The organism is Desulfosporomusa polytropa (assembly GCF_055380075.1).
Genome location: NZ_AP042400.1, coordinates 3,510,897 through 3,536,172, shown reverse-complemented (window position 1 = coordinate 3,536,172; position 25,276 = coordinate 3,510,897). Strand labels below are relative to the sequence as shown.

Below are 25,276 nucleotides of genomic sequence, written 5' to 3'. Positions count from 1 at the left end.
AAAGTATGCTTGATTTAATCATTAATGCGGATGATCTGGGGCTGACACCTGGATGTAATGAGGGAATTATCAAGGCAATCACTAAGGGCATAGTTACTGACACTACCTTGATGGTTAATACCAGCTTTACCCAAGATGCTATCGGGAAGCTAAAACAGCACGGTATAACTAGGGTAGGGCTACACCTTAATCTTACCTTTGGTGAGCCGGTCTTAGCGGCTGGGCAAGTTCCTAGCCTGGTAGATGCCCAGGGGCGATTTAGGCGTAAGGCTGCTGAAACTGTTCCGCTCATGAAGCCGATTGATATAAAACGTGAACTGAACGCCCAGGTTGAGAAGTTCTTAGCCATAGGACTCGGTTTGACTCACCTGGATAGTCATCACCATGCCCATACCTATCCGGCGATACTAGATATAGCTATTGATTTGGCGCAGCAATTACGCGTACCACTTAGACAAGGTAATGAGACTGTGCGGCAAACGATAAAAAATGCGGGTATAGCAACTACAGATGCAATTTCACTGAATTTCTATGAGCAGGGGGCTACGCTTGATAACTTAAAACAAATTATCCAAAGTCACCTGTGTGGAACGTTAGAAATCATGTGCCACCCGGCCAACCCAGATCAATTGCTTTATGATATTAGCTCATACAATCACTGGCGCGAAAACGAATTAGCGGTCTTAACGTCTCAGGAAATACAGGACTTCATTAAAAATAACGGCATCCGTCTTGTGGGGTTTGACGCTTTGCAGGTATGATATATGATATGCAGCGAATTTTCATTGTAAGGAGAAAATCATGGTAGAACAAACCGTAACTGTAGTAAATAAAGTAGGGTTACATGCTCGTCCCGCCACAGTACTGATTAAATTAATCAGTAGCTTTTCCTGTGAGGTGGTACTTGTGAAAGACGGAAAAACTTTCAATGCCAAGAGTATTCTGGCTGTAATGAGCGCAGGAATCAAGCAAGAGGATAGTATCACTGTCAGGGTGAATGGTGAAGGGGAAGTGCAAGCACTGGAAGCCGTTATCTCTCTAATAAAGTCCGGTTTCGGGGAAAACTAATTTTTACGCTGAACGACAGGAGGAGGAACACTTTGAAAAGTAAGCAGTACACAATGGTTGTGATACTATTGATGGCAGTAGTACTGTTAGTAGCAATGCCCAATGGGTATGCCAGTTCTCCGAACCAGGAAGCTGGTAAGGTAAAACTGGGAATTGATAATGTTGATCAGCACCTAAGTCTTTTTTCAGGTAAAAGAGTAGGGCTTATTACTAACGCAACCGGCATGAACAGCCAGTTTCAAAGTTCAATTGATGTATTAGCTGCTAAAACTAAGCTTGTAGCATTATTTTCTCCGGAACACGGCATTCGCGGGGCAGTACCTGCCGGCGATAAGGTTGGCAGTCAAAAAGATAGTAAGACAGGATTACCTGTGTTCAGCCTATACGGCGCCACTAAAAAACCGACTCCAGAGATGCTGGAAAATCTGGATGTCATTGCTTTTGATATCCAGGATGTTGGAGCACGTGCTTATACTTATATCTATACAATGGCTTACGCCATGCAAGCAGCTAAAGAAAACGGGAAGACTTTTGTTGTTTTTGATCGTCCTAATCCGATAGGGGGAGTTGAGGTGGAAGGCGGTATTACCAAACCTGGATTTGAGTCTTTCATCGGCATGTACCCCATTCCCATTAGACATGGCATGACTGTTGGTGAATTGGCCAAGTTATTTAATAAGGAATTTGGAATCGGCTGTGATCTGGCAGTTATTGAAATGAACAACTGGCACCGTGAGATGTACTTTGACGACACTGGGCTGCCCTGGGTCATGACATCACCCAATATACCGACACCAGATACTGCCTTGGTCTATCCTGGCACTGGCATTTTCGGCGGGACAAATATTTCGGAAGGTGTAGGGACGACCAGACCCTTTGACTTTGTCGGTGCTCCTTGGCTTGACGCTGAGAGCTTAGCTAATCAGATGAACGCTATGAAGCTTCCGGGCGTAATTTTTCGTCCGGCGCACTATATCCCGCGTTTCGGAAACTTTACCGGTGAAACCTGCAATGGTGTTCAATTGCATATAACTGACCGCAAGGCTTTTCGGCCTGTACGTACAGGCTTGAGCTTGCTATATACGGTGCAAGCTCTAAATGATAACCAGTTCGCCTACAGCTTCAACGGCAAAGGGGCGCCAATGATTGACTTGATTACCGGTGATGATGCCCTGAGGCTTGGACGGTATAGTTTAGAGGAAGTACTGTCCCAGTGGGATCAAGAGGCAAAGCAGTTTAAGGAGATGTCAAAAGCCTACTATATTTATCCACTGAGTAAGTTGCCAGGGGAGTAAGGCTGGCAGTTTGTGAAGAATTGCAGTTGGTGAGTGTAAAGGAGAAGGTGATAAAATGAAATCCTGGAAACAATATCTATGGGTGGCAATGCTCCTCGTACTGTGGCTGGTGCCAACAACGATGAGCGCCGAGGAGCGAAAGGATGAATGGAAGCAGCCAGGCTATAATTTTGCCGCGATGAAATTGGTGTTAGTGCAGACGAGCTTTGCCGAGGGTGTACAGGCAGATGAGCTGAAGCGGCGCATTCTGAACGATAAGGTACAGCAAGTTTTTTCTCAAAACTTAAAATTTGCTCAGGCTGGACTGGGCTTTTTAAGTGAGGAGGAGTTGGTGCAAAGGCTGAGCAAGGCCAGCGGCGAAGATGTGGCTTCTTTGGCGCAGAGTGATCCGCAGCGATATGAGAAGTTACTCCAAGAGGGCGGGGCTGTTTACTGCCAGGGCATCTTACAGGTGCGCTTCAGTATCTATAAAGATACGGCACGTTTTATTCCTGAGAAACTAGAAACCTATGAGACCACCAAGCAGGTTTTCCTCAAGAAGGTGGTGACTGGTGCTGACGGCAAAAAGATGACAGTCAAGGAATGGGTGGATGTGCCGGTCACTGAAACCAGAATAGTGCCGGCTCATGATATAATTACGGCGCATACGGCAGTCGAACTGACCTTGCTTGATGCCAAGAGTAATGCGACAGTATGGAAAATGGTGGATAGCCGTGACGCTGTGGACAAGGGTAAGGATGGCATGGTCGATCGGAGCTTAAAGCGTGCAGCCGAGCGTCTGGAAGCTGTCAAAAAATCCTGAGTCAAGTAAATTCACAAAAAAGAAATTTTCTTTACATTTGAATGCTATAGCGGCTATAATTAACCCTTATGAGATACTCTGATCAAATGGCGTTTAGACCGGCAGTAGCTGGATGTTTTGTAGGTGTTATCGTAGTAGGTATTCTTTATGTTTATGTGTTTGGCATTGAGCGGTTTAAACCAGAGATGATTCGTGATACGATTTTATCCTTGGGTTACTGGAGCCCACTACTGTTTATTTTATGTAATGTTTTTCGTCCGCTTGTTTTCTTTCCAGCCATTATATTGGCTGTTGCTGGTGGCTTAGCGTTTGGGCCACTGTGGGGAGCGATATATCTAATTATCGGTACAGTTTGCGGGGCCGCTTTGTGCTTTGGGGTAGCTCGCCTGGTGGGCCGCGATAGACTCAAGCGATTTTGGCCGAAATGGATACTGCTGGAAGAACTAGATAATCAGTCAGTGAGGCATGGTTTCAGAACAGTATTGATTCTGCGTCTAGCTCCCGTATTACCTTGGGATGCTGTTAGTTTTCTTGCCGGGCTGTCTAAGGTGCGATTTTGGCCATATGTTTTGGCGACTGTGATGGGCAGTGTGCCTGGTGCTGTCGCGTTTAGCTATTTTGGTAATATCATGTTCCAATCTTTATCAATGGCTGTGCTAGTTGCCATACTTATTGTTATAATGAGTATTTATCTACGAAGACTGTGTCAAGAGCGTTAGAGTAGATAAATAAGGGTAATGTCCCCCGTGAGAATGCATTCTTGTTGCAATAACATGTATTATGTATGATTTTTACTGTGTGCTTGTAAAGTTTGCTCCCGTTAATTATAATGAATCATAGTATAAAAGTCTTTAAGTAATGATGCTTTATGAACACATGTAACATGTGGATCATAAAGCATTTTTTACTTGTAAGACTACTACTGTTTTTATGCAGTTGCATAAAAAGGAATAATATGCAATAATATTTACATCATTACCATTTTAACTAAATAAAGGAGGAAATGCATTGCGTAAAAAATTGACGTTGTATTTTATATTAACGACTTTTTTACTGTCAATAGTAGCACTTGCTGGTTGTGGTCAACAAAAACAGGCGGCACCAGCTAATTCCGGTAAAAAAATTGTTAAGATTGGGTCGGAAACAACCTTTCCACCCTTTGAGTTTCAGGATGAAAAAACTCAAGAATATGTTGGCTTTGATATTGATTTAGCAAAGGCAGTGTTTACCAAAGCTGGCTATGAACCTCAGATCGTTAGCACCCAGTTTGATGGTTTGATTCCGGCGGTAGATGGAGGAACAATTGATGCAATTGTTTCCGGTATGCAAATTACCGAAGAACGCTCGAAGAAAGTACTATTTTCTAACCCGTATTATGAATCAGGACAAAATATTTTAGTTAGAGCTGACAATAGCACTATACAAAACTGGAATGATCTAGAGGGTAAAAAGATTGGGGTACAAATTGGTACAACCGGAGCTGCAGAAGCTAAAAAAGTGCTTAATGCCAGCGTTCGCGAGTTTAATAATACATCAGAAGCTAACTTAGAGCTAAAAGCGGGCGGCGTGGATGCAGTAGTTAACAGCGTTCCGGTAAATGCATATTATCTGAAGAATGGCGGCGGTTCAAAAGATGCTAAGATGGTAGGCGATATCCATAAGGCATTATACTGTGGAATTGCTGTGAAGAAGGGTAATACGGAAATGATTGAAAAGGTTAATAAAGCCCTTGATGAAATTAAGCAAAATGGTGAATATGATAAAATTTATGAGACGTGGTTTGGGAAAAAGCCATAGCACACCATAGGTTGTCAAACTCCTACAAGAAATTCTTATTTTGAATTTTTTGCAGGAGTTTTGTATTTTATGGTAAATTTAATGATATTAAACAACGTAACATAGTTTGGTTATACGATGCTGGAGGAGGCTAAAATGACGGTTAGACTAGATATGGCCAATGGTCCTGTTCCGCGAGTAATTATCCATTTAGCTCTTCCCTTAATGATTTCATTGTTTTTTCAGAATTTATATTCTTATGTTAATACAATCTTTATTTCTTGGTTAGGTGAACTGCCTTTAGCCGCCATTTCTCTAGCGGTGCCATTATCATATATCGCTCTTTCACTAGGTAAGGGAATTGCCATGGGCAGTGTGGTGTTGATCAGTCATGATAGAGGCGCTGGTAATGAGGCTGATGCCCAGAAGATGGGCATGGCAATATTGCCACTTATGACAATCATGATGATATGCTTTTTGCCCCTCATGCTGCCTGAACTATGTCGTGGGTTTTTTACGTTTTTGGGTGCTGATGCAATGGTTATGGAGCATATTTACGGATTTACTTTTTGGTTAGTTGCTGGCTTTCCTGTTATGGGATATGTAATGACTGCGGAAGCCTTGTTTATTGCCAAAGGGGATACAGTGACGCCGATGAAGGGAATGATTTTGGGGAATGTGCTGAATTTGCTGCTTGATCCAGTACTGATATTTGGCCTCGAACTTGGGACTGCTGGCGCAACTATGGGTACATTGCTTGGACAGCTTGGGGCTGCTATTTACTTAAGTTGGCGGTTGCGAGTGGCTGGGTGTAGGCGCCTGACAATTATCCCTACTACAGGAATGATAAAACAATGGAAACGGATTGCTGGTCAGGGTATGTTTATTGCTCTTTCTTATCTGGTTTCTCCCATTGGCTTAATGCTCCTGAATGGAGTACTCATTCAATTTGGTGCAGTTGCAGTTGACGCATGGAATATGATGTCGCGTACGGAAATGATGGTTATGTTACCTATCATGGGTATGAGTAATGCGTTGGCAACTTTTATTAGTTTTAATGCTGGAAAACAAGACTATATGCGTATTCGAAGCGGCGTGAAATTTTTCTTTGTATTATCCCTTGGTATTGTATTACCGGTTATGCTTCTATTTGTTTCATTTCCCCATGCTTTAAATGCTGTTTTCCGCCCTCCGGCAGAATTGAGAGAAGTTAGTGGCTATGCCATTCAAGCATCAGGAGTCGCCATTGTTTTTTCTACAGTACTATTTGCTTTCAATGGTACGGTACAAGGGTTGAAGCGGCCAGCATTTATGATGATTATTTCTTTTGTGTACATTATTGTATTACGGGTGCCGCTGGCTTATTGGATTGGCAGCTATTGGGGCGCACAAGGGGTGTTTTGGAGTCATCCATTGGCAGCAATGGGCGCAGCGATAGTAGCGCTGCTAGTGTTATTGCGATTGTTAAGAACGTACCAAGTTGAAACAGGAAGTTAGTAACGGCAATGAACAGGGAGGCAATTATGGCAGAAGAGTCGATAAACAAGAAGTGGGAAGTTGATTTTTTTAGCCCTGCTGATGCGCCAGGTGTGGTTGAGTTGTACCGGGCAATTTATGGCGATAATTATCCAAGGCGGGAAGTGTATGATCCCGAGGAATTGATACGCCAGGGTGATGATGGTGAAACATACCGAATGGTAGCTCGTACTGAGGCGGGCGAGGTGGTGGGGCATATTGCGTTATACCGTTCATCGCCACCTAATAAAGAGCTTTATGAACATGGACAACTGATGGTCAGGCACGACTATCGCCAAACATTGATGGCGATGGAATTGTTTAATTCGTCGTTAGAAAAAATTCCCCAGCGTTACGGGTTAGAACAGGTATGGGGGGAAGCGGTATGTAATCATCTATTTACCCAACAATCAGTTATGCGACAAGGTTTTTATGAAACCGGGATAGAGATGGACTTAATGCCTGCTGAATCGTATAGTCAGGCGAATTCTCAATCAACAGATGGTCGCGTTTCTACACTGACTGTTTTTCGCAACTTTAAAACTAGGCCACAGATCCTCTATCTGCCGAGTGTTTACGAAGAGATGTTGCAGGAGATCTATGCTGTTGCCGATTGCGGACATAGCTTTGTTGCAGCGAAGAAACTACTGCCAACCCAAATTGCGACAGTGGGAGAACTACAACTGTTTAGTGATGCCGGGGTGGCTAGAATTACCTTTGAGGACACAGGGGACGATTTTGCGGGTTATCTTGCTCAGTTGGAAGAACAGACTGTAGCTGCGGGTATCATGGTTACGCAAGTGTTTATTCGACTCACTCATCCTTGGACAGGTGCTGTAGTTGATGTGTTGCGTGAGTGTGGCTATTTTTTTGGCGGAGCACTGCCACGGTGGTTTGACGATGACGGCTTTTTTATGCAGAAAATAGTGGGCTTGCCCAATTTTGACGGTGCTAATCTTTATACTAAACGAGCAAAGAAAATCAAAGAATTTAGTAAAAATGATTGGCAAGCTGTAACGGGAACCGCTCTATAAGTTCCAAGCCGCGGGAAAGGGGAAAGAGTATGGGTGGGAATAAAGCTGTTAAAGTTATGCAGGAAACAGATAGGTTAGCTGTTGGCAAATTGTTGACAAAGAGAGCGCATATTGCGCCAAACAGCAGAGCGTTGCTCTACTATAAACAACAAACAGAATATACCTATGGCGAATTTAATAAGATCGCTGGTGACGTTGCCAAAGGACTTATAGCTTTTGGCGCTGAGCGTGGTAGTCATGCTGCGGTTTGGGCGATAAACTTGCCAGAATGGCTATTTATCCAGTTCGGTTGTGCTAAGGCGGGCATACCCTTAGTTGCAATCAATAGCAATTATCGAGCCTATGAATTGGAATATGTTCTTAAACAATCTGAAACTACGACATTGTTTATTGCTGATGGTGCCAGTCAACCAGGGGAATATCTAGCTGCTATCTACGAAATATGTCCAGAACTGAGAACAACGCGTCCGGGATGTCTGCAGGCTGCACGCCTGCCAGCGCTGAAAAATGTTGTTTTTCTGGGAAAAGAACAGCAGCCAGGCATGTTTACATGGCAAGGTTTTTTAGCAAGGAGTAAGACTATCAGTGACAAAGAGTTGACTGTTAGAGAAAATACAGTAAATGGTGAGGATATCTTCACTATACAATATACTTCGGGAACGACTGGTGCCCCGAAAGGGGCCATGCTTACCCATAGCAGTTATGTTATAAATGCTTTTGAGACTGCAAAGTACCAAGGATTAACGCCGCAAGATATTAGTTGCATACCGCTGCCCTTTTTTCACGCATATGGCTGTATTGCGGTTATGGCAGCGGTTGCTGCTGGGACGGCCATTGCTGCGATAGAACAGTTTAATGCACAAGAATTAGTAAAGACCATTGAAGGTTGCAAGGCGACGGCCGTATGTGGCACGCCCACCATGTTTGTTGCTGCACTAGAGGAGTTGAGTAATCATTGCTATGACTTGTCTTCCTTGCGGGGTGGCAATATGGCGGGCGCTTTTTGTCCACCGCAACTGGTAAAAGCGGTAGTGGACAAGCTGGGAGCGCGTGAATTTGGTATATTATACGGTTCTACGGAGGCCATTATCAGTATTATGAACAGGTGGGACGACTCGCTAGAACATCGTATCAACACGTTAGGACAGGCTTTGCCTGAGGTAGAATTGAAAATTGTTGATCCTCAGACGGGTGAGGCAGTGGCCACGGGAACTGCCGGTGAGCTTTGTATTAAAAGTCCCTCCCGGATGAAAGGGTATTACAAAATGCCGGAGGCTACTGCTCAGGCTATTGATAGTGCAGGATGGTTGCATAGTGGTGATTTGGCGTGTATTGATACGGAAGGTTATTGTCGTATTACTGGCCGGATCAAGGATATGATTATTCGCGGTGGTGAGAATGTGTATCCGGCGGAAATTGAAGAATTTTTAACTACCCATCCCAAGATTAAAGATGCTCAGGTGGTGGGAATACCTTGTGAGTATTATGGTGAAGAGGTGGTGGCCTTTGTGCGCTTACAAGCAGGGCAAAGTGCTACTCCGCTGGAAATAAAACGATATTGCCGGGAACGGATTGCTATTCATAAAGTTCCGGCCCAATTCCTGTTTGTGGAGCAATATCCCCAGACTGCCAGTGGCAAGGTGCAGAAGTTTAAACTAAGGGAACTGGCTATCCAGATGCTTAGTGAAAAAAATACATAAAAATAGAGGAGCATGTCAAATGAACAGACAGCAAATCGAAACCCGCTTGCGAGAAATTATTGCCAAACGTGTACAAAATATCAGCTCAGAGTCGATTGACATGGATACGGAGTTAACAGCGTTAGGACTGGATTCGCTGGGATTCAGCTGGCTGTTAGCTGATATTGAGGATACTTTTGAATTTGTAATGCAGGGTTCAGATATCTTAAAACTCAAAACATTAAGTGGTGCCATTGATTATGTGGAAAATCATGTGTCAAAGTAGCCGCCCGCTAACCAGTGCCCCCTCGGTCATTGGTCAATCGGCACCGCGGGCGGATGCCCTGACTAAGGTTACTGGCGAAGAGCGATATGCAACTGATTATTATCCGGAAAACCACCTTTGGGCAGGTATCAAGCGTGCCGCCTATCCCCATGCCAGGATTACGAGTATTGATATTTCACAGGCAAAAGGCATGGTTGGTGTCGTTGCGGTTTTAACAAGTAAAGATGTGCAAGGCAGTAATCGATTGGGTATTTTCGAAAAAGATCAACCGATCCTGGCAGATGGCATTGTTCGCCATTATGGTGAGGCTGTTGCGTTAGTAACGGCTGAGACTAAAGAAATACTAAAACAGGCGCTAGCTGCGATTGTGGTGGAATATGAACCGCTGGCTGCCGTGTTTGATCCCCAGGCAGCCATGAGTAAAGAGTCGGTTATCCTCCATCCCGGGAGAGCGGATGGCAATGTGCTGCTTAGTGATGAAATTAGCTGTGGGCGTGGTGCTGAGGCGTTAACAGATTGTGAGTTTACTGCTGAAGTGTCAATTGAAGTAAACTGGCAAGATCATGCATTTCTTGAAACAGAGGCTGGGGTGGCGTGGCTGGAAGCGGACGGTACGATTGCCATGATTGCTTCTACGCAGACCCCGTTTCGTGATCGCTTGGAGCTGGCAGAAGCCTTAAAAATACCACCGACCAAGTTTAGAGTGATGGCACCGTATTTAGGCGGTGCTTTCGGCGGTAAAGATGGTATTACGGTACAGGGATTTTTGGCTTTGGCAGCCCTTCATGCCGGTGGACGAGCAGTAAAAATGTGGTATGAAAGAGAAGAACGTTTTCTTGCAGGCACCAAAAGGCATCCCGCAATTATGAAATATAAGTTGGGTTGTGACCAACAAGGTATGTTACAAGCGCTTGACTGCAATATTTTGATGGATACGGGGGCGTATTCAGCAATGGGTGGTGAGGTGTTGGAGTTAGCCATGGAGCATGCTGGCGGCCCCTATTGTATTCCCCATACGCGAATTAAGGGGGCAGTTGTGTATACCAATAATCCGATTGCCAGTGCTTTTCGGGGATTTGGGGTCCCACAGGTAGCGGCGGGAATCGAGCAGGCAGTTGACGAATTGGCGAAGACGGCAGGCGTTGATCTGTTGCAGTTTCGCCTCAAGAATGCTGTCCGCCGAGGTAGTGTCACACCAACAGGTGTACTGCTGACGCAAACGGTAGGGCTTAGTGAATGCTTGAAAAAGGTAGCAGACCACCGCCTATGGCGTGAACGGGAACCGTGGCAGAATAGTGCGCCAGCTTTTAAACGGCGCGGCGTTGGTCTGGCCGCCTGTTATCATGCTGTTGGTTTTGGCCCGGTTATTCCTGATTACGCTAACGCTAAGCTAGAACTGGCTGCCGATGGTCATATTCGTGTTTTTGCCGGTGTCTCCGATATGGGGCAGGGTAATGCTGCTACTTATATGCAAATCGTCGGCCATATTCTTTTCCAAGGCTATGATAATATGGAGATAGTCCTGCCAGATACAGCCTGCACTCTTCCTTCCTGCTCGTCTTCAGCCAGCCGGACGACCTTTACCTATGGCAATGCGATTACTGGGGCGGCGAATATTCTGAAAGAACGAATTCTGGCAAGAGCTTTATTGCTATTTTCCTTTCAACTGCTTGAACAACTTAATGTGCAAGATCTGGTGCTATTACCAGGGCGGATTGTCCATCAGCCTTCTGGGCGTGAAGTTCCTTTACAATTGATTGCCGGGTTTATGGATGAAAGCGAACGGATAGCTACCTATAGTTATACTTGCCCGGTCAATAAGCAAGTGTTGCCGACAGGAAAAAAATTGCGTCACCATGGGTATCCACACCGGGTATTTTCCTATGGTGTTCAGTTAGTCAGGCTGCAGGTAGATACGTTAACCGGCGAAATAGAAGTATGTGATCTGTTAAACTGTATTGAGGCTGGATGTGTGATAAATCCCCAGGTTTTTGAGCAGCAAATCCAAGGTGGCGCTGCTCAGGGAATTGGGTATGCCTTATTTGAGGATTTTGCTCTAAAAGAGGGAAAAATTAAGACAAATGATTTTTCTACGTATATCCTGCCAACAGCGATGGATATACCCAATATGGAAACGGTAGTCGTACCGTTAGCAGAGGATGACGGGCCATATGGTATGAAAGGTGCGGGTGAAATTAGTATTGATGGCATTTTATCAGCCATTGCCAATGGTGTTGCTGCTATAATTGGCACACGAATTACTCAGGGGACGCTGACTGGGGAAAAAATATTATTGGCTCTCCGTCAAGCTGGCAAGGAGGCTGTGCGATGAGAGTAAAATTCATGCTCAATGGAAAGCAAACAATAGTGGATGTGCTTGCTGATCGACGAGTGGTTGATCTTTTGCGGGAGGATTTCGGACTGATTGGTGTAAAAGAGTGTTGTGGCGCAGGGGAATGTGGTGCTTGCACCATACTTGTTAATGGAACAAGCCGCCTTTCTTGTTTGATGGTAGCAGCTCAATTGGAAGGAGTGGAAGTTACCACCATAGAGGGTGTAGCACCTGAGGGCGGTTTTGCTATTGTACAGCAGGCATTTATTGATTGTGGTGCGGTCCAATGTGGTTTTTGTACCCCCGGTATGGTGTTGGCAGTGTTAGATTTGTTACAACGCAACCCACAGCCAAGCAGTGAGGAAATTCGAGAAGGACTAAGTGGCAACTTATGCCGCTGTACCGGCTACCAAAAAATTGTAGAAGCTGTCCAAGTAGCTGCTGCTTTGCTGAAAGGGAGGCGTGCATAATGGAGGTCCTTTTTCCCCGCACACTGGAGGAATTAAAAGAATTGTTCGTGGCCTATCCGGATGGACGGATAATAGCTGGCGGTACTGATCTTTTAGTTCAGTTTAGGAAACATGGTAATAAGCCGTCGGCTTTATTTTCTGTGGAGCACTTGGAACAGTTGCAGCATGTGGAAGAGAAGGAAACGGAGATTTTTATTGGTGCAGGTGTGACCCATCAGCAGCTTTGGGAGTTGCCGATCATCAAGAACTGTTTCCCAGTTTTGCATGATGCGGTAGCCGTGCTTGGATCGCCGCCAATCCGGCATAGTGGAACGCTAGGAGGAAATTTGTGTACCGCTTCGCCGGCAGGTGACACTTTGCCGCCGCTCTACGTTCTTGGAGCCAAGATTGCAATTAGCGGCAAAACTGGCAAACGTTGTGTGCCGATTGCAGAATTTATTCAAGGTCCTGGCTGCACAATGCTGGAACAGGGCGAATTTGTAACAGGTATTCAGATTCCGCTGCCAGCACCGCAAACGTTTTCCGCATATTACAAGGTTGGTAAACGCAAGGCTTTGGCCATTGCCATTGCTAGCTTGGCCGTTATGCTGGAAGTAAACCCTGATGAAACAGTGAAAAATATTAAGTTGGCTTGGGGGAGCGTCGGTCCGACTGTTATGGTGCTGCCAGAAGTAGAAGCGTTTCTTAAGGGAAAGGTTTTATCTGACGAAATACTATCTCAGGCAGGGAAAATGGCAAGCCTGGGTGTTAGGCCTATTGATGATATCCGGGCAAGTGCAGAGTATCGGCAATGTCTAACGGCGAATTTACTGTTGCGTATTTGCCGTGATTGATAGGTTCATAGATTGTGAGACAAAAAAGGCGCCGACGATGGTAAGACAAACTTTTAAAAGTGGTTTTGACAATTGGCAGAAACAATTGACTACTGCTATTATCTGTGTAGCAACATTACTAATGACGATCACACCAGTTGCTGCCGAGTCCCAGCAGGTTAAGGACTGGAATAGCTCGCTTGCCGCGATTGATGCTCAGATTCAAGCCCAAGGAACCAGTCCGGCTCAGAATGTGAGTGGTCAGAGTGCAGTGAATATTGTTCCTGGTGTTTCGGATGCTTTATTGGAACAAAAAAGACAAATTTTGCTAGCTGCGGGGTTTACTAAGTTTGCCAGCAAAAATTACTATAATAATTTTTATTCGTTTACAAGTACGCCAGGTAGTACTGATACGGCGGTTCAGATCGTGGAAACTGAGCAAGACCTGAAACTTGTCCGCAGAGGCAATCATCTGAAATCAGATGAGATTACCCAAGGTTATTTAGGTGCATGGTGGTCGGATAAATACTATTCTGTGAAGGATTCACGCAATGCACAGGCGATATTGGCTGGCTGGGGTTCTGATTTACAGGATATTTATGTGATTTCCGTACCAAAAGGGACGGAGCTTATTGCTGGTACCGCATCGCCAATGGCTGCTGGAAGTGAATATCGTAGCGGGGGAGCTTATCAGTATTGGAAACGTAGTGGTCAACCTGAAAATACAATGTCCTGGCTGGTATATGCTTTGTATGCGCCTAATTATCTATCAAGTTATAGTGCGGCAATTACCAATGGACAGAACCTAAGCCGAGGAATTATTGACGACTTAGAGCTACATATGTATGAGCTGCGTAATTCTCAAGTCGTAGCAGGAAAAGAAAATAATGATATATGGGTAAGTCCTTTTGGCAATGATACGAGCTATACGAATAGTTCTGGATCTAACTATCATGCGCAGACGAAAGGTCTGCAGTTGGGATGGGAAAAACTAGTTAAAGGGGCTGCTGTTGGGGAAAAGAATAAAGTGTATGTGGGTTTCATTGCTGGACATGGAGAAACTAATCAAAGGAATACGGCAAGTAACGTAAATAATGAAATAACAGGAAATTATGGTGGCCTCTATTCTGTAATCAGGACACCAATGGAAGCCAACCGTTCCGGTTATTTTAATGCCGCCTTAATAGTTGGCAATTTGGATTTTACCAATAAAGTGCCAGGTTATTATGGGTATGGTCTTAAACAGCAGTATTCGGGACGGCTGTTTGTTACTTCGTTGGAACATGGTGTGACTTTTCAACAGAAGCACGGTTTGGTCCTGGAACCACAAATGCAATTATCATATATTGGTATCCATCAGGGAGGCTTTACCGATAATGTGGGAGCAAATGTGTCTCTAAAAAAAGGTGACTCCTTACAAGGGCGGCTAGGTCTGCAACTGCGCAAGGTGGTAATGCAAAGTAACGGAAACGTAATGAATACTTCGCTCGGGGTAAATTATATCCATGAGTTTAAAGGCGATAATGTAGCCGATATTTCGGGTGAGCAAAGCCAAAACAGACTTGGAAGCAATATGTATCAAATCAACTTGGGGTTGAAAGCTGGTTTAAGCAACAATTTATATGTAGAAGGACAATTCAGCAAACTATTTGGCGATAAACGTGGTTGTCAGGGAAATCTGTCCTTAAAGGGATATTGGTAAGAAGAAAAAGTAACGCGCACCCGGTTGTTGGACGGCATTTCTATAATTTGTAAATTAATTACTTGAAAATAGTGATGAGATATGTTACTATGAGCCTGAAAAGAATATCGACGTTTCAAGGGGGGCTGGAAAGGCCGGCTGAGATATAGATCAAAATCTATGACCCTTTAACCTGATCTGGGTAATGCCAGCGTAGGGATGGTATAGCGTTTTTTGTACTTTAAGCGCATCCTTATGGGTGTGCTTTTTATTTTTTTATAAAAAGGGGTGGAATGTTGAATGTCGAATGAAAATCATACATTAGGGTTTAACCATTACTTGTTTTTGTGGTTTGGTGCTGCTGTATCTATTGCTGAGATTTTAACAGGCGGACTTTTGGCTCCGCTTGGTTTTAAGAGTGGCGTAGCAGCTATTGTGATTGGCCATGTGGTCGGTACTGGTATTTTAGTGTTGGGTGGGATAATTGGTACACAAGAACGGATACCGGCGCTGGTATCTACTCGAATTTCTTTTGGTGAATATGGTTCCTACTTATTTTCTGTGTTAAATGTTTTGCAATTGGTAGGTTGGACGGCAGTTATGATTATTGCGGCGGCCCGCTCAGCCAACGAGATTAGCAAGCTGCTCTGGGGCATGGATCAGCTCTCCGTATGGACGATTGGCATTGGCGGCTTAGTTCTCTTATGGATTGTTCTTGGCCGGGAAGGTGGCTTGAAAAAAGCCAATATGCTGGCTGTATTCCTGTTGTTTGGTATCACCCTGGTGTTAAGTACTGTTGTATTTAAAGATAGCACAGCATTATCCGCGCCGCCAGCCGGTGGCATGTCTTTCGGCCAAGCCTTAGAATTAAGTGTCATTATGCCGCTTTCTTGGCTGCCCTTGATTGCGGATTATACACGTTTTGCCAAAAATAAAAAAAGCGCAGCTTGGGGGAGTGGCTTAGGTTACTTTGCGGGCAGCTGCTGGATGTATATTATTGGGCTGGGAGCTGCCATTGCTGCTGGCAATGCAGAACCTTCAGCCATGATGTTGGCCGCCAATCTAGGGTTATCAGCACTAGGAATTGTAGTTTTGGCAACGGTAACAACTACTTTTTTGGATGCCTATTCAGCAGGTGTGAGTTTTGCGAATATTTTCCCGAAACTTAATGAGAAACGGATAGCTTTGGTTATGACGGTAATTGGTACAATGGCTGCTCTGTGGTTTAATATTGAGCAGTATGAGAGTTTCCTGATTATTATTGGCTCTGTGTTTGCTCCGTTGTTTGCTGTTTTGTTGACAGAGTATTTTATTGTTAAAAACCGCAAGGTTCAAGCTAAAATGCTTATTAATTGGGGGGCGCTGCTTGTTTGGGCACTTGGGGTAGGAATGTACTATCAGTTTATTAAGATGGACTTTGTATTAGGCGCCACTATACCAGTGATGCTGATTACTGCGCTACTCTATAAAGTGATATGGGGGGTTACAAAACAATGGAACTACTGCAAAAAATATCCGATAGCCTCTTAGAATTGAAAAACAAAAAACCATTGGTGCATCATATTACAAACTATGTGACGGTAAATGATTGTGCCAATATAACATTGGCCATTGGTGCTTCACCGGTTATGGCGGATGATATCGCGGAAGTAACAGAAATGGTGTCATTTGCTTCTGCCTTGGTATTGAATATCGGAACGTTGAATTCCCGGAGTATTGATTCTATGCTAGCTGTCGGCAAAAAAGCCAGGGAAAAAGGCATTCCCATTGTTTTTGATCCAGTGGGAGTGGGAGCTACCGCTCTTCGTACAGCGACAGCTAAGCGAATTATTCAGGAGGTTTGTCCGTCGGTGATTCGTGGCAATATGTCGGAGATGAAAATAATTGCTGGAGTTGCTGCAGATATCAAGGGTGTTGATTCAGTTGCTGACGAGGTAGACGGAGAAAAAGTGGCGCGGCAGCTTTCTGAGAAACTGGGCTGCGTAATTGCTATCACTGGTAAACAGGATATTATTGCCCGCGGAGATGAGCTGTGCCGTATTAATAATGGTCATGCAATATTGTCGCAGGTAACAGGTACTGGTTGTATGGCTACTTCCCTGATTGCTTGTTACTGTGGCGCAACTGAGGATTGGTTTACTGGAGCAGTGGCCGGTGTAATGACCATGGGCTTAGCTGGTGAGTTGGCGCAGCAATCGTTACAAACAGGTGAAGGTATTGGAACCTTCCGGGTTCGCTTGTTTGATGCAGTATGGCTGATGACACCAGAAGTCATTAAGAAAGGTGGCAGAATTACAAATGGATAAAAGGAATAGTAACTATTCTTTATATTTAGTAACAGATAGTGGGTTGCTTGGCGATAAAGATCTTGCCAAAACAGTGGAACAAGCGATTCAGGGTGGCGTCACGGTGGTGCAGGTAAGAGAAAAGAATCTATCATCATTAGAATTTTATCAAGTGGCGTTAGCGATAAAAGGTGTTACTGAAAAATATGGTGTGCCGTTGATTGTGAATGATCGGGCAGATATTGCGTTGGCAGTAGATGCGGCAGGTCTACATATTGGGCAAGAAGATCTACCAGTAGTAGTGGCCAGAAAACTGTTAGGTCCTAATAAAATTATTGGTGTATCTGCCGCAACCCTGGAAGAAGCTTTACTTGCGCAAGATCAGGGGGCTGACTATCTCGGCATCGGGGCTGTATTTCCTACGAATACGAAAGATGATGCTGATAGTGTAAGCTTAGCAGACCTGGCAGCTATCAAAAACAAAGTGAAGATTCCCATTGTTGCCATTGGCGGAATTCATGGCAATAATATACAGGCTGTCATGAATACAGGGGTAGATGGTGTGGCTGTGGTATCAGCTATTATTGCTGCTGTTGACCCTAAGGCGGCTGCCAGGAAGCTTCTAAAATTGATGAAGGTAGAACAAGGATAACTCACTAATGATAACGAAATGAAAATACATAAACCCCAGGTTCCGGCACTGGAGCCTGGGGTTTGTATGTATTGGGTGTTGAATGGGAAAATAAAATCAGGGGGTGAATGATCTTGGTGGGCAGTAATATAGTAACAGAACGAGCTTTTGCGGAAACCATCCTGGCCAATGGTGGACGCTTGTATAGAGTAGGTGGTTGTGTTCGTGATATGTTGATAGGAACGACACCCAAAGATATTGATTTCTGCGTAGTTGGCATGGTTAAGAAAAACTTCAAGGCACTCTTTCCTGAAGCCGCTGAATGCGGTAAATCCTTTCCGGTTTTTCGGCTACCTATTGACGGCAGACAGAGTGAAGTTGCTTTTGCCAGGACAGAACGGAAGGTTGGCAGTGGTTACAAAGGTTTCAAGATCGCATCAAACCCTAAGATAACCATTGAAGAAGACTTGTTCCGGCGTGATACAACGGTGAACTCCATCGCCGTAGATAGTTTGACAGGAGAAATGATTGATCCTTTTCATGGAATTCAGGATATTGAGAACAAGATACTTCGCGCCACCAGTCAGCATTTTGCCGATGACCCCATACGTGCATTACGGCTTGCGGGACAAGCGGCGCGCTTAGATTTCAGCATAGACGACGACACATTAGTTCTTGCAAGTACCGTTGCAGTTGAACTTGGCGGTGAACCGGTTGAGCGGGTGCTGGCTGAATTGACAAAGGTATTGAAGGAGGCCCCGGCCCCGGCGCGCTTTTTTGAGGTTTTGCTTCAGAGTAAGTTATTGCCGCATGTTTTTGAAGAAATGGCGGATTTGCCCACAGATACATTTGCGATCGCAATGGATAGGCTGGATTTGGTGGCAAAAGCTACGTCAAATCCTAAGCTAAGGTTTGCTGCCCTAAGTCTTGTGATAGACCACCAACGTTTATCCCGCTGGAATAGCCGCATGACATTGCCTGGTGACTGGCTTACTGCGGCTGCAACTGCCAGTAAAATTACGGCATTGCTGGAGGTTCCCAACCCAGAAAAAATTGTAAACGCAATTGATGACTTGCGGCGGGGTTCACTGACTGTAGAGGAATTTGATATCATTTCACAGGCAGTGGAATTACCTATTCCGGCCTTGAGCCCGTTTAAGGCAGTACTGGCCTTATCGCCAGATGTCGTCCCTGTCGAATTAAAAGGTAAAGCGATTGGGGAATGGCTGCAGCAAAAACATAGTAAAATCATTGCAGAAGTTTGGGAAAAAATGAGGTTAAACAATGGATAATAACGGATTTGCCAATGGCGGGGTTAGCCAGGAGATCGTAAAAGCATTAGAAAATTTGGGGTTTGAAAAACTTACTGAGGTTCAGCAACAGGTAATACCCCTAGCGCTTGCCAATACGGATGTTATCGTAAGATCCCAGACCGGCAGCGGTAAGACAGCCGCTTTTGCCATTCCAATCTGTGAAAAAATAGAAGTGGAAGAGCGGTACCCCCAGGCACTGATTCTTACGCCAACCAGAGAATTGGCAGTACAATTAAAACAGGATATTGCTAACATTGGCAGGTTTAGAAAAATAAGATGTGCTGCTGTTTTTGGCAGACAGCCTATGGAACTGCAAAAAAGAGAGTTAAGGCAAAGGGTACATGTTATCGTCGGAACACCAGGGAGAACATTTGACCATATGGAAAGAAAAAATGTTACTCTGGACGAGATCAAGTATCTTATTATTGATGAAGCCGATAAAATGCTGGATATGGGGTTTATCGACCAGGTGGAGGCAATAGTAAAAATGTTGCCAGCTAACAGGGTTACTATGGTATTTTCCGCAACTATGCCAGATAAAATTCAGGAGATATGCAGTCAATACATGAGTAATCCGGTAATGATTGATGTTGACGCAGAAATGTCTACTGCGGAAACGATTCAGCAGACATATTACGAAGTCCAAGACAGCGAAAAATTCAACATGGTACGGAAGATAATTTATACCGAGAGACCAGATAGCTGCCTTATATTTTGTAACACTAGAGAAAGCGTAGAGACGATACTAGCTAAAATGCAAAGGGAAGGATACCATTGTAAAAGCTTGCATGGTGGCATGGAGCAAAGGGAACGGTTACAGGCAATGCAAAGCTTTAAGAGAGGCGAGTTTTCAATACTGATTGCTACTGACGTGGCAGCAAGAGGTATTCACGTGGATGGTATAAACCTTGTTATAAATTATGATATACCGTTAGAAAACGAAAGCTATGTTCATCGAATTGGCAGGACTGGGCGGGCTGGAGAAGAAGGTAGGGCAATTACTCTCGTAACTTCGGCTGAACGAAGCACGTTAGCGGAGATAGAGGCATATATTCACTATCAGATACCAAGGCAAGAAACTCCGACAGTCGAAGCAGTTGAACAAGGCAAGTTGCTTTTTGCTAAAAATACAGCTGTGCCCAACTATAAAAGCGATAACGGTGATAACTTAAATCGAGATATAACTAAAATTCGGATCAATGCCGGGAAAAAGACAAAAATGCGGCCAGGTGATATACTGGGAGCGATCACTAGTATTCCAGGGGTTAGTGCCGCAGATACTGGTATTATTGATATTCAGGATACTTGTTCCTATGTTGAGATCCTTGGAGGAAAAGGCGAGCTTGTAATGGAGGCGCTCCTGCATTCGAAGATAAAAGGGAAAGTACATACGATAAAGAAAATCAACTTCCATAGTATGTAACATTTTGCCTGTTTTCCTGCAGGTTGGTGGTGTATAATGGGAGGAGACAGCTTGTTTGTGGTTAATTTTATCATGTAAAGAGGGGTTTATGATGTCTATTCTTGCTGGTTTTTTGTACTACTCTAAGCCATATCGGCGGCTTTTTTACGCCGATATGGCTTGTGCTATTATTGTTTCGGCCATTGATCTGATTTTTCCGCAGGTGCTTAATTACCTGACAAAAAATTTATTAATTCGTCAAACCATGGAGTTTGTTGCTACTATCGGTTATATCGGGGCGGGCATGATGATCTTATACTGTATTCGTTATGCCTGCCAATACTATATTACGACTTGGGGACATGTGATGGGTGCGAGGATGGAAAGTGATATGCGGCAGGACCTGTTTGAACATCTGCAGCGTCTTTCTTTTTCCTATTATGATAAAAACAATACCGGCGAGATGATGTCCAAACTGGTATCTGATCTGTTTGATATCTCTGAGCTGGCCCACCACGGACCGGAAAATATTTTTATCTCTTGTCTCAAGTTGATCGGTTCCTTCATTTTGTTGCTGCTAATTAATGTGCCAATGACACTGATCTTGTTCAGTATTGCAGTGAGCATGACTATTTTTAGCTACTACCAGAATAAGCGCATGAAAGTAATTTTTATGGAGAACCGCAAACGGATTGCCACTGTCAATGCCCTTGTGCAGGATAGTTTGGCTGGTATTCGGGTGATCAAATCGTTTGCCAATGAGGAGATCGAACAGGAAAAATTCCGTCGTGGCAATCTTAAATTCCTCGACTCCAAAGAAAGCGTATACAAAATCATGGGCAATTTCCACGCTGGCAACGGGCTATTGGAAGGTTTGCTGTATGTAGTGGTGCTGGTGAGCGGTGGCTATTTCATAACAAAAGGCCAGTTAGAGCCCACTGATTTGGCAGTGTATGCTCTGTATATCGCTATTTTTATCAATCCACTGGATGTGTTGATTAACTTTACAGAGCAATTTCAAAAAGGCTATGCCGGTTTTAAACGGTTCGCTGAGGTGTTGCAAACTCAGCCGGAAATTTTCGATAAAGCAGCAGCTATTCCCCTTACCAACGTAAACGGACGCATCGAGTATCGCGACGTTTCCTTTGCGTATGAGGGGAACAACGATGTGCTCAATCAGGTTGATTTTACAGTGGAAGCCGGAAAAACCATCGCCCTTGTTGGTCCGTCCGGCGGTGGCAAGACAACAATCTGTTCCTTACTGCCACGTTTTTATGATGTGACAGCAGGCACGATTTTGATTGACGGGCAGGATGTGCGTGACGTGACGCTTACATCGCTCCGCAATGCCATTGGCATTGTGCAGCAGGATGTGTATTTGTTTGCTGGCAGCATCAGGGATAATATTGCTTACGGGCGTCCGGACGCGACGCAAGAAGAAATTATCACAGCTGCGCAAAAAGCTAATATTCACGAGTTTATAGCCAGCTTGGAAGAGGGTTACGATACCTATGTGGGCGAGCGGGGCGTTCGTTTGTCTGGTGGTCAAAAGCAACGGATCGCGATTGCCCGGGTGTTCCTTAAAAATCCGCCGATTTTGATTTTAGATGAGGCAACTTCGGCGCTTGATAATGAAAGCGAACGTCATATTCAAGCTGCCTTAGAAGAACTGGCTAAGCAGCGGACAACAATTATTATTGCTCACCGACTGAGCACTATTCGGCATGCGGACGAAATTATTGTGATTAACGACGGGCAGATACAAGAGTGTGGTGATCACAAGGCACTGCTGGCCCAGGATGGTCTGTACGCTAAGTACTATAACATGCAGTTTGATGGATTAGAGATAATGGATTAATCCATCAAAGAAACCGGGGGTTACTTATTTGGGAAAACAAGAAGAGCTTATTCTGCAAGAGTTTAGCCGGGCGCGTAGTAATGAAGAAGCAGTGAGTATCGAAAGAGTGTATTTCTATAAGACAGATAAAAGAGTTAACCCCAAGCAGGAAGAACCTTTCTGGATTTCCCTGGGGGAGTTGCCAATTTTGGTGTCGGCACCCCATGCTGTTAGGCATTATCGGCAAAAAAAGATCAAGATGTCAGATCAGTTTACAGGGTCTCTTGTATACCTGTTAAACAAACTGACAGGTTGTCATGCGATTGCAACAACTAAGCTTTACGGTGGCGATCCTAACATGGACGACCCTTGTATCTATAAAGAGAAAATTGCCGAGATTTGTAATAGGAAAAAGGTTAAGTTCATACTAGATATCCACGGTGCAGCCCGCGAGCAGGAATTTGATGTGGATTTTGGTACAAATCATGGAAAAACGCTCTTAGCTAAGGCGCAGATGGTAGCAACGCTAGAGCATAACTTTCAAGATTTTGGCTTAACCAGAATCTCCCATGAGCATTTTGCCGCAACAGGTGCTAATACGATAACGAATTATGTGGCCCGTGAACTGGGAATTCCCGCTGTGCAGGTAGAGATTAATAAGCAATATCGGGTGCCAGCACAAAATCCGCAAGGCTTTCACCGTTTGCTAGGAGCGTTGGTGGCAAGTATCAAAGAATTAGCCAGTAGGTAGGTTGCCCAAATAAAAAAGCCGCCTACCCTAAGGTAGACGGTTAATTCATTAATTCTGTAGCATCTTCAAAGTAAACCATTTATAAAATACTTGTCCGCACCTGCCGCAAATGCATATATTCCATCCAGCAACTGCTGCAATACCAGTAGAACAGGCGCGACCTCCGCACTCATGCTTAAACGTCATAATAAACCTCCTACTACTACCGCGATCTTCTAACAATCTCAGTCGCTTTTTATACTATACATTTATTTTACCTTATTCGACAAAATATCACAAGATAAATATACCTATTTTAGGTACGAAATTTACCAATTGCTGCTTGCAGCTCGGAGGCCATTTGGCTAAGACTTTGACTTGAAGAAGCAATTTCCTGCATGGCTGCTGATTGTTCCTCAGTCGCTGCCGATACTGTTTGTGTTTCTCCAGTTACTGTGTTTGTCAAAACGGCGATATCTCTGACGGCCGATACAATTTGTTGGGAACCGCCATCTGTATTTTGAATCGCGACTGAAATTTCTCTGACTTGTTGTGAAAGTTCGGCGATCATGTCAACTATTTTCTGGAAGGCAGTACCTGCTTCATTTACCACATTTGTGCCGATTTTAACCTTGCTGGTGCCAGCACCCATAGCCTGTACAGCTTTGTCGGTCTCGTTCTGAATGTCTCTAATCAAATCTTCAATCTGTTTTGCCGCAACTTGGGATTGTTCGGCCAGTTTGCGAACTTCTTCAGCAACCACGGCAAAACCGCGTCCTTGTTCGCCAGCCCGTGCAGCTTCAATAGCTGCGTTCAGCGCAAGCAGATTGGTTTGACCAGCTATACCGGAAATAGTATTTACAATTTGCCCAATTTCCTTAGACCGTTCGCCCAGATCTGTTACTACCTTTGCGGACGAGTTTACTACTATTTCAAGCTCTGTCATTTGTGTGACGGCATTTTGTACTGCCTGGCCACCTTTTTGGGCCGTTCCTGCAGTCAGTGCTGACTGTTCTGAAACAGCGTTCGCATTGGTTGCTATAAGACTAATATTTTCGGACATTTGTTTCACTATCGTAGAGGCTGACTCTACCACAAGCTGCTGTTTTTCCGCACCTTGCGCTACTTCAACAATAGATGAAGCTACTTGATTAGCTGCCTGGGCGGATTGTTCAGAACTAGCATTAAGTTGTTCTGAGGAAGCTGCAACCAGTTCCACATTTGCCTGGATCTGGCGGATGAGTTGCGTTAGGTTACTAACCATAGTATTGAAAGCTTCCGCCAATAATCCTAGTTCATCTTTTGATTGTATTGCTATTTTTTCAACTGTTAAATCGCCTTTAGCAATACGATTTGCAGCAGATGCGAGCGAAAGAATGGGTTTAGTTGCGATAGTAGCAAGGGCATAAGCTGCTGCACCTGTAAGTACGATCAAAAATAAACCAATGAGAGAAATCTTAAGAGCCTCATTGCGGCTGTGGGCACTCACAACACTGTAAGGGATTTCTGTACAGACTAGCCAACCTGATTCTTCATCTTTCATATAGCTTACCAGCATTTTTTGGTCACCCATGGTCACTTCTTCAGCGCCGCTTTGTCCTGCTAAACCATTCTTTACAAAGCTATAATTGCTAAAATCAACACGTTCTTCCGGTTTCTGAAGATTTTTTGTGGGATGAGCCAGGAGTTTTCCATCACGGTCCAGGATATAGGCAGTAACATCATCAGTGGATAGATTCTTCACAAATTCATTTAGTACGGAAAGTTCAACCGTTCCTTGGATAACACCTGTTATAGTACCATTAGCAGCATCTTTTATGGGGGCAGCCAGTACAGCGATAAGATGCCCGTTGTCTTTACTTACAAGGATTTCTGATATTACCTCTGCTTGTCCCTGCATTGCCAATTTAAAGAAATTACGGTCAGCAACATTTGTCAGTGGTGCATTATCAGTTCTTGCGACTTGCGTTCCAATATAATTAGTAACAACCATAGGAGCAAAATCGGTGTAGATCTTTGCAGCATCAATAATAATAGACTTCGTTTCTTTAGGATCATGGGAAGCATAGGAACGAATCGTAGGATTTGTCGCCAATACTTTCACGCCATACATATTTTTATCAATGAAACTAGTTATTTCCGTCTGAACAATTTTAGCCCGTTTCGAATTATCCGACATAGCTGTTTCTTGGGCAAGTTGGATAGAAGTGTTCAAGCTAATACCGATAAAAATAATAAGTGGCACTGCGCTTGCTAGTAATAGTAATAAAGTTAGTTTTTTTCTGATGTTCATAAAGTATCCTCCATTTTGTGAATATTTAAAATCTA

The 25,276-nt window shown here is 44.2% G+C and carries 22 protein-coding genes and 1 riboswitch; of the genes, 21 read left to right on the top strand and 1 reads right to left on the bottom strand.

The window, feature by feature from the left end; genetic code table 11:
- The first annotated feature begins 5 nt into the window (after nt 1-5).
- The 21 genes from ACZ449_RS18295 (at nt 6) to ACZ449_RS18195 (ending at nt 22,969) form a co-directional block, all read left to right on the top strand.
- Nucleotides 6-761: a carbohydrate deacetylase gene (locus ACZ449_RS18295; protein ID WP_464257494.1), complete on the top strand. Its 756-nt coding sequence runs from the start codon at nt 6-8 to the stop codon at nt 759-761.
- A gap of 40 nt (nt 762-801) precedes the next feature.
- Nucleotides 802-1,068, top strand: coding sequence for an HPr family phosphocarrier protein (locus ACZ449_RS18290; protein ID WP_464257493.1), 267 nt, complete (start codon nt 802-804; stop codon nt 1,066-1,068).
- 32 nt (nt 1,069-1,100) lie between these two features.
- Entirely contained in the window at nt 1,101-2,363 is a 1,263-nt protein-coding gene (locus ACZ449_RS18285; RefSeq protein ID WP_464257492.1) for an exo-beta-N-acetylmuramidase NamZ family protein, read from the top strand.
- 88 nt (nt 2,364-2,451) lie between these two features.
- Nucleotides 2,452-3,165 carry a hypothetical protein gene (locus ACZ449_RS18280; RefSeq protein ID WP_464257491.1) on the top strand — a complete coding sequence of 238 codons (714 nt, stop codon included), beginning with the start codon at nt 2,452-2,454 and terminating at the stop codon, nt 3,163-3,165.
- A gap of 86 nt (nt 3,166-3,251) precedes the next feature.
- The gene (locus tag ACZ449_RS18275) at nt 3,252-3,884 is read left to right on the top strand and encodes a TVP38/TMEM64 family protein (protein WP_464257490.1); all 633 of its coding nucleotides are present in this window, start codon (nt 3,252-3,254) and stop codon (nt 3,882-3,884) included.
- A gap of 289 nt (nt 3,885-4,173) precedes the next feature.
- Entirely contained in the window at nt 4,174-4,962 is a 789-nt protein-coding gene (locus ACZ449_RS18270) for a basic amino acid ABC transporter substrate-binding protein (RefSeq protein ID WP_464257489.1), read from the top strand.
- A gap of 135 nt (nt 4,963-5,097) precedes the next feature.
- A complete protein-coding gene (locus ACZ449_RS18265; protein ID WP_464257488.1) occupies nt 5,098-6,438 on the top strand; it encodes an MATE family efflux transporter in 1,341 nt (446 codons plus the stop codon).
- 26 nt (nt 6,439-6,464) lie between these two features.
- Entirely contained in the window at nt 6,465-7,490 is a 1,026-nt protein-coding gene (locus ACZ449_RS18260; RefSeq protein ID WP_464257487.1) for a hypothetical protein, read from the top strand.
- A 29-nt stretch (nt 7,491-7,519) separates the two neighbouring features.
- Entirely contained in the window at nt 7,520-9,190 is a 1,671-nt protein-coding gene (locus ACZ449_RS18255) for an AMP-binding protein (protein ID WP_464257486.1), read from the top strand.
- Between the two features lie 19 nt (nt 9,191-9,209).
- The gene (locus ACZ449_RS18250; RefSeq protein ID WP_464257485.1) at nt 9,210-9,455 is read left to right on the top strand and encodes an acyl carrier protein; all 246 of its coding nucleotides are present in this window, start codon (nt 9,210-9,212) and stop codon (nt 9,453-9,455) included.
- On the top strand, nt 9,430-11,787 hold the full coding sequence (locus ACZ449_RS18245) for a xanthine dehydrogenase family protein molybdopterin-binding subunit (protein WP_464257484.1): 2,358 nt from the start codon (nt 9,430-9,432) through the stop codon (nt 11,785-11,787). The genes ACZ449_RS18250 and ACZ449_RS18245 overlap by 26 nt, the downstream gene beginning before the upstream one ends.
- The gene (locus ACZ449_RS18240; protein WP_464257483.1) at nt 11,784-12,257 is read left to right on the top strand and encodes a (2Fe-2S)-binding protein; all 474 of its coding nucleotides are present in this window, start codon (nt 11,784-11,786) and stop codon (nt 12,255-12,257) included. The genes ACZ449_RS18245 and ACZ449_RS18240 overlap by 4 nt, the downstream gene beginning before the upstream one ends.
- The gene (locus ACZ449_RS18235; RefSeq protein ID WP_464257482.1) at nt 12,257-13,090 is read left to right on the top strand and encodes an FAD binding domain-containing protein; all 834 of its coding nucleotides are present in this window, start codon (nt 12,257-12,259) and stop codon (nt 13,088-13,090) included. Before ACZ449_RS18240 ends, ACZ449_RS18235 begins: the two co-directional genes overlap by 1 nt.
- A gap of 37 nt (nt 13,091-13,127) precedes the next feature.
- Nucleotides 13,128-14,771 carry an autotransporter outer membrane beta-barrel domain-containing protein gene (locus tag ACZ449_RS18230; protein WP_464257481.1) on the top strand — a complete coding sequence of 548 codons (1,644 nt, stop codon included), beginning with the start codon at nt 13,128-13,130 and terminating at the stop codon, nt 14,769-14,771.
- 108 nt (nt 14,772-14,879) lie between these two features.
- Nucleotides 14,880-14,987, top strand: a riboswitch (TPP riboswitch).
- A 63-nt stretch (nt 14,988-15,050) separates the two neighbouring features.
- Nucleotides 15,051-16,280, top strand: coding sequence for a putative hydroxymethylpyrimidine transporter CytX (gene cytX, locus ACZ449_RS18225; RefSeq protein ID WP_464257480.1), 1,230 nt, complete (start codon nt 15,051-15,053; stop codon nt 16,278-16,280).
- A complete protein-coding gene (thiM, locus tag ACZ449_RS18220) occupies nt 16,244-17,056 on the top strand; it encodes a hydroxyethylthiazole kinase (RefSeq protein WP_464257479.1) in 813 nt (270 codons plus the stop codon). Before cytX ends, thiM begins: the two co-directional genes overlap by 37 nt.
- Nucleotides 17,049-17,687 (top strand): thiamine phosphate synthase, encoded by a 639-nt coding sequence (thiE, locus tag ACZ449_RS18215; RefSeq protein ID WP_464257478.1) that lies wholly within the window; start codon nt 17,049-17,051, stop codon nt 17,685-17,687. Before thiM ends, thiE begins: the two co-directional genes overlap by 8 nt.
- Before the next feature lie 116 nt (nt 17,688-17,803).
- A complete protein-coding gene (locus tag ACZ449_RS18210; RefSeq protein ID WP_464261902.1) occupies nt 17,804-18,958 on the top strand; it encodes a tRNA nucleotidyltransferase/poly(A) polymerase family protein in 1,155 nt (384 codons plus the stop codon).
- The gene (locus tag ACZ449_RS18205; RefSeq protein WP_464257477.1) at nt 18,951-20,402 is read left to right on the top strand and encodes a DEAD/DEAH box helicase; all 1,452 of its coding nucleotides are present in this window, start codon (nt 18,951-18,953) and stop codon (nt 20,400-20,402) included. The genes ACZ449_RS18210 and ACZ449_RS18205 overlap by 8 nt, the downstream gene beginning before the upstream one ends.
- 55 nt (nt 20,403-20,457) lie before the next feature.
- Nucleotides 20,458-22,239, top strand: a complete 1,782-nt coding sequence (locus ACZ449_RS18200; protein WP_464257476.1) for an ABC transporter ATP-binding protein — start codon at nt 20,458-20,460, stop codon at nt 22,237-22,239.
- Between the two features lie 28 nt (nt 22,240-22,267).
- Complete coding sequence (locus ACZ449_RS18195; RefSeq protein ID WP_464257475.1) at nt 22,268-22,969, top strand: N-formylglutamate amidohydrolase; 702 nt, start codon at nt 22,268-22,270, stop codon at nt 22,967-22,969.
- Nucleotides 22,970-23,264: 295 nt separating this feature from the next.
- Here the strand turns inward: ACZ449_RS18195 and ACZ449_RS18190 are convergent, their stop codons facing one another.
- Nucleotides 23,265-25,241 (bottom strand): methyl-accepting chemotaxis protein, encoded by a 1,977-nt coding sequence (locus ACZ449_RS18190; protein WP_464257474.1) that lies wholly within the window; start codon nt 25,239-25,241, stop codon nt 23,265-23,267.
- Between the last annotated feature and the right edge of the window lie 35 nt (nt 25,242-25,276).